Consider the following 5,404-nt stretch of genomic DNA (forward strand, 5'->3'; position numbering starts at 1 on the left):
AGAACGCCGCCGAGACGGCCAGCCAGGGCGGCGTCAGCGCCTATGGCCAGGAAGCGGCGGGGGCCGCCAAGGTGCGCGGCCCGCTGCACCTGTCGACCGGCCAGTTCGGCCGCGTCGCGGTAGGCGGCCGGGTCGACCGAGACATGGCCCTTGATGCGGTAGGTGAGGGCGTGCAGCAGGCGCGGGCCGCTGCCGGCGCGCACCTCGGCGACCAACCGGCGGGCCGCGGCGTGGACCGCGAACACCGCGTTGCCGTCGACCTGGGTGGCCGCGATGTCGAGCGCCTCGGCGCGTGCCGAGGCGCCTTCACCGGCGGTCATCGGGCCGCTCGCGGTGGTGGCGCTCCAGCGGTTGTCCTCGCAGACGAACAGCACCGGCAGCTGGTAGACGCGGGCCCAGTTCAGCGATTCGAGGAAGGGGCCGCGGTTGATCGCGCCGTCGCCGAAGAAGCAGACCGTGATGGCGTCCTTCTTTTGCAGTTTCTGCGCATGCGCCGCGCCGACCGCGATCGGCAGGCCGGCCGCCACCACGCCATTGGCACCCAGCATGCCGACCGAGAAGTCGGCGATGTGCATCGAGCCGCCCTTGCCGCCGTTGAAGCCGCTGGCCTTGCCGAACAGCTCGGCCATCATGCGGCCGAGATCGACGCCCTTGGCGAGCGTGTGGCCGTGGCCGCGGTGGGTCGAAATGAGGTAGTCGGCGGCCGACAGGTGGGCGCAGACCCCGGCCGGCACCGCCTCCTGGCCGGTCGACAGGTGCAGCGGGCCGCGCACCTTGGCGGCCCCCGCCGCTTCCTGGCCATAGGCGCTGACGCCGCCCTGGCTGGCCGTCTCGGCGGCGTTCTCGAAGGCGCGGATTCGCACCATCGTGCGATAGAGCGCGAGACGCTCGAGCGCTGAAATCTCAGAATCCATTTTGTCTCCAGCTTATTCGCAGCGTGCTTTCAGCCAAAAATCGTATCGTCTGTGACTAATGGGGCAGTAGCGCATTTACCCGCAGGGAATGTCCCAATGCCGTCGCGCGGGGGCGGCTGACATAGTTAGTTCGTTGCTCAAACTAAAGGGCGACTCAACCAAGAATACTGGAGACACACCCATGAAGCTCGCCCGTACCCTGCCTGCCCTGGCCTCCCTGACCCTGGGCCTCAGCGCCCTCGGCGCCGCCGCCCAGACCGTGGTCGGAGTGAGCTGGTCCAACTTCCAGGAAGAGCGCTGGAAGACCGACGAGGCCGCGATCAAGGCCCAGCTCGAGAAGCTCGGCGCCAAGTACATCAGCGCCGACGCCGGCGGCTCGCCCGAGAAGCAGCTCGGCGACATCGAGGGCCTGATGTCCAAGGGCGCCAAGGCGCTGATCGTGCTCGCGATGGACAAGGACGCGATCCTGCCGGCGGTCAACAAGGCGCTCAAGCAGAAGGTGCCGGTGGTGGCCTACGACCGGCTGATCGAGACGCCCGGCGTGTTCTACATCACCTTCGACAACACTGAGGTCGGCCGCATGCAGGCGCGCGCGGTCTACAAGATCCAGCCCAAGGGCAACTACGTGATGATCAAGGGCTCGCCGACCGATCCGAACGCCAACTTCCTGCGCGCCGGCCAGCAGGAGGTGATCGCCGATGCGGTCAAGAAGGGCGACATCAAGATCGTCGGCGACGAGTTCACCGAAGGCTGGAAGCCCGAGGTGGCGCAGAAGAACATGGAGCAGATCCTGACCAAGGCCGGCAACAAAGTCGATGCCGTGGTGGCCTCGAACGACGGCACCGCCGGCGGCGCGGTCGCGGCGCTCACGGCAAAGGGCATCCGCGGCATTCCGGTGTCGGGCCAGGACGCCGACTTCGCGGCGCTGAACCGGATCGCACTCGGCACCCAGACCGTGTCGGTCTGGAAGGACTCGCGCGAGCTTGGCCGCGAAGCTGCATCGGCGGCGGTCGCGCTGGCCGCCGGCAAGCCGGCCGAGAAGGCGGCCGACTGGAGCGGCGGCGAGAAGAAGGTGGCGATCTCCTCGCGCTTCCTGACGCCGGTGCCGATCACGCGCGACAACCTCGACGTGGTGGTGAAGGCGGGCTGGATCAAGAAGGACGAGCTCTGCAAGGGCGTGAGTGGCGACAAGGCACCTGCTGCCTGCAAGTAGCCCATGCGTTCAACGCCCGAGATTTGGCGCCGCAGCGGCGTCGACCTCCGGCTCGCGCTCATGAGCGTGCTGCTGGTGGTGATGGCGATCGTCTTCCACGTGATGTCGGGCGGCGTCTTCCTGTCGCCCGAGAACCTCTACAACATCGCCCAGCAAACGGCGGTGGTCGGCATCGTTTCGACCGTGATGGTGCTGATCATCGTGGCCCGCCACATCGACCTCTCGGTCGGCTCGGTGATGGGCTTCGTCGGCGTGCTGATCGCCTACCTTCAATACAGCGCGGGCTGGTCGTGGCCGGCCGCCTGCCTCGCGGGGCTGGCGGTGGCGCTGCTGGTGTCGCTCTACCAGGGCGGGTTGACCGCGGTGCTCGGCGTGCCCTCGTTCGTGGTCACCCTGGGCGGGCTGATGTCGTTCCGCGGCGCGGCCTTCCTGGTGGCCGACGGCAAGACGCAGCCGGTCAACGACGAGTTCTTCCAGCGCCTGGGCGGCGGCTACGACGGCGGAATCGGCACCACGGCGTCCTGGGTGCTGGCGGCGCTGGTGGCCGTCGTGATCTTCGCGCGCATGCTGCAGAAACGGCGCGCGCGCCAGCGCCACGAGATGCCGGTCGAGCCCCTGTGGCTGGACCTGCTGCTGGCCGCGCTGCCCGCAGCGGTGGTGTTCGCCTTCGCCGCCACCATGAACAACTACCAGATCTCTTCGAAGACCGAGGCCCAGGGCATTCCGATCCCGGTGCTGATCTGGGCTGTGGTGGCGGTGGTGCTGTCCTTCATCGTCCATCGCACGCGCTTCGGGCGCTATGTGTTCGCGATGGGCGGCAACCCCGACGCGGCGGCGCTTGTCGGCATTCCGGTCAAGCGCGTGACGCTGATGCTGTTCGCGCTGCTGGCGGTGCTGGTGACGATCGCCGCGATCGTCTCGATCGCCCGGCTCAACGCCGGCACCAATTCGCTCGGCACCGGCATGGAGCTGTACGTGATCGCCGCCGCGGTGATCGGCGGCACCGCGCTGGCCGGCGGCAGCGGCTCGATCTTCGGCTCGGTGCTGGGCGCACTGATCATGCAGTCGCTCGACAGCGGCATGCTGCTGCTCGACGTGCCGATCGGCAAGCGGATGGTGATCATTGGCCAGGTCCTGATCGTGGCGGTCGTCTTCGACGTGCTATATCGCAAACGCTTCGGAGACAACTAGATGACGGCCAACCCACCCCTGGTCGAGTTGCGCGAGATCCACAAGGCCTTCGGCGGCGTGAAGGCGGTCGACGGCGTCAGCGTCAACCTCTACCCCGGCGAAGTGGTCGCGCTGCTGGGCCACAACGGCGCCGGCAAGTCGACCCTCATGAAGATGCTCGCGGGCGCCTATCCGATCGATTCGGGCGAGACGCTGATCGCGGGCGAGAAGGTAAACATCCGCACGCCCTCCGAGGCGCAGGCCCAGGGCATCGAGACCATCTACCAGACGCTGGCGCTGGCCGACAACCTCGACTCGGTCGCCAACCTGTTCCTCGGCCGCGAGAAGCTCACGCCCTGGCGCACGCTCGACGATCATTTCATGGAGGGGCAGGCGCGCAAGGTGTTCCAGCGCCTGAACAAGAACTTCACCAACATCCGGGTGCCGGTGCGGCGCCTGTCGGGCGGGCAGCGGCAGGTGGTGGCGATCTCGCGGGCGCTGTACTTCAACGCCCGGATCCTGATCATGGACGAGCCCTGCGCGGCTCTCGGCCCCGAAGAAACCGCGATGGTCGGCGCGCTGGTCAGGCAACTGAAAGCCGATGGCGTCGGCATCTTCCTGATCACCCACGACATGCCCGACGTGTTCGGCCTCAGCGACCGGCTGGCGGTGATGAAGAACGGCCGCCTGGTCGGCACCTACCGCACCGCCGACGTCAACGAGGACGAGGTGCTCGGGATGATCATTGCCGGCAAGCGGCCCGAGGGCAAGGCGCAGGCCGAGCACGCCTCGGCCTGAGGATCGCGGACGGATGAAGACCACGGGCGACCAGCAGCTGGTCAAGCGCATCAACCGCAGCGTGCTGCTGCGGCTGCTGCGAGCCCGGCCCGGCTTGTCGCGCGCGCGGCTGGCGGCCGAAAGCGGCCTCACCAAGTCGACCGTCAGCCTGCTGGTGCGCGAGCTGCTCGACGACGGCTGGCTCGAGGAGGCCGACGCCCCGGTGGCCGATGGCCTGGGGCGGCCGTCGACCCCGCTGTCGATCAACGTCGGCGCGCGTGCGCTGGTGGGCGTCGAGATCGCGGTCGAGGTGGTGCGCGTGGTCTGCGTCTCGCTGCGGGGCGAACTGCTGCATTCCGATGCGCAGCCGCTGGCCGACCATGCGCCGGCGGTGGCCAGTGCCCAGGTGGCGCGCATGGTGGCGGCCGTGCATGCGCGGATGCAGGCCGCGGGGCTTCGCCTCTCGGGTATCGGCGTCGGCGTGCCGGGGGCGCTCGAGGATGCCACGGGCATGGTGCGCTTTGCGCCCAACCTGGGCTGGCGCGACCTGGACCTGCTGCCGATCCTCGCCGAGGCGCTGGCGCGCGAAGGCCTGGCGGGCATGGCGGTGCAGTTGCAGAACGACGCCGACGCCGGTGTGCTCGGCGAGTTCGAGTTTTCGGACGGCGAGGGCGAGGACCCGCTGATCTTCGTCAGCTGCGATGTCGGCGTGGGCGCCGGCGTGGTGCTCAACGATCTGCTGTTCACCGGTGCGCGCGGCATGGCGGGCGAGATCGGACACACCGTCCTGCAGATCGACGGTCCGCGCTGTTCCTGCGGGCGGCGGGGCTGCGCGGAAGTGTTCCTCGGCTCGCGCGTGCTCGACCGCGACGCCGAAGGTCCGGTGCGCGCGGCCCGCTTTCTCGGCGTGCTGCTGCAGAACTTGTGGGTCACCTTCGAGCCGCGCGCGATCGTGGTCGGCGGCAAGTCCTGCGAGGCGCATCCGAGCTTCCTGCCGGGCGCGATCGCGACCGTCCAGGGCTATGCCGAGAGCGCCGGCTTGGCGCCGCCGGTGGTGCGCGCGGCGCGCTACGGCCAATGGGCGACAGCGGTCGGCGCGGCCGCGCTGGCCCTGCACGAATACCTGCGCCCGCTGCATCCGACCTCGGAGGCGCGACGCGAACGCGCGGCGGCGATCGACCCCGCTTCCTAGTCTTACTGTGTTAGATATTTGGTGCACGTTGATGCCCAAGACAGCAGGGACATCGGGGGAGGTTACGAGCCAGTAGTGCGCCGATATGCAATCGCAAACTCGTGATGGAGGATGGGACGTGGCGCTGCGCCCTCTGGG

General features: G+C 68.7%; 5 protein-coding genes. 4 read left to right on the forward strand and 1 reads right to left on the reverse strand.

Features of this window, described 5'->3' with window-relative positions:
- On the reverse strand, positions 1-914 hold a 914-nt coding region (locus tag AC1DY5_RS40515; RefSeq protein ID WP_478120087.1), incomplete at its 3' end, for a thiamine pyrophosphate-dependent dehydrogenase E1 component subunit alpha.
- 181 nt (positions 915-1,095) lie between these two features.
- On the opposite strand from AC1DY5_RS40515, the gene xylF reads away from it, so the two are divergent.
- Genes xylF through AC1DY5_RS40535 form a run of 4 tightly spaced genes read left to right on the forward strand, consistent with a single transcriptional unit; the run spans position 1,096 to position 5,266 of the window.
- A complete protein-coding gene (gene xylF / locus AC1DY5_RS40520) occupies positions 1,096-2,127 on the forward strand; it encodes a D-xylose ABC transporter substrate-binding protein (RefSeq protein WP_478120088.1) in 1,032 nt (343 codons plus the stop codon).
- A 3-nt stretch (positions 2,128-2,130) separates the two neighbouring features.
- Positions 2,131-3,318 (forward strand): sugar ABC transporter permease, encoded by a 1,188-nt coding sequence (locus AC1DY5_RS40525; RefSeq protein WP_478120089.1) that lies wholly within the window; start codon positions 2,131-2,133, stop codon positions 3,316-3,318.
- Positions 3,319-4,095, forward strand: coding sequence for an ATP-binding cassette domain-containing protein (locus tag AC1DY5_RS40530; RefSeq protein ID WP_478120090.1), 777 nt, complete (start codon positions 3,319-3,321; stop codon positions 4,093-4,095).
- 13 nt (positions 4,096-4,108) lie between these two features.
- Complete coding sequence (locus AC1DY5_RS40535) at positions 4,109-5,266, forward strand: ROK family transcriptional regulator (RefSeq protein ID WP_478120091.1); 1,158 nt, start codon at positions 4,109-4,111, stop codon at positions 5,264-5,266.
- The last annotated feature ends 138 nt before the right edge of the window (positions 5,267-5,404 follow it).

It is taken from the genome of Variovorax sp. P4_D9, assembly GCF_056401695.1.

Excerpts from the sequence above, each read along its gene's own strand:
- xylF (WP_478120088.1), top strand. The coding sequence starts at position 1,096 with ATGAAGCTCGCCCGTACCCTGCCTGCCCTGGCCTCCCTGACCCTGGGC.
- AC1DY5_RS40525 (WP_478120089.1), top strand. The coding sequence starts at position 2,131 with ATGCGTTCAACGCCCGAGATTTGGCGCCGCAGCGGCGTCGACCTCCGG.
- AC1DY5_RS40530 (WP_478120090.1), top strand. The coding sequence starts at position 3,319 with ATGACGGCCAACCCACCCCTGGTCGAGTTGCGCGAGATCCACAAGGCC.
- AC1DY5_RS40535 (WP_478120091.1), top strand. The coding sequence starts at position 4,109 with ATGAAGACCACGGGCGACCAGCAGCTGGTCAAGCGCATCAACCGCAGC.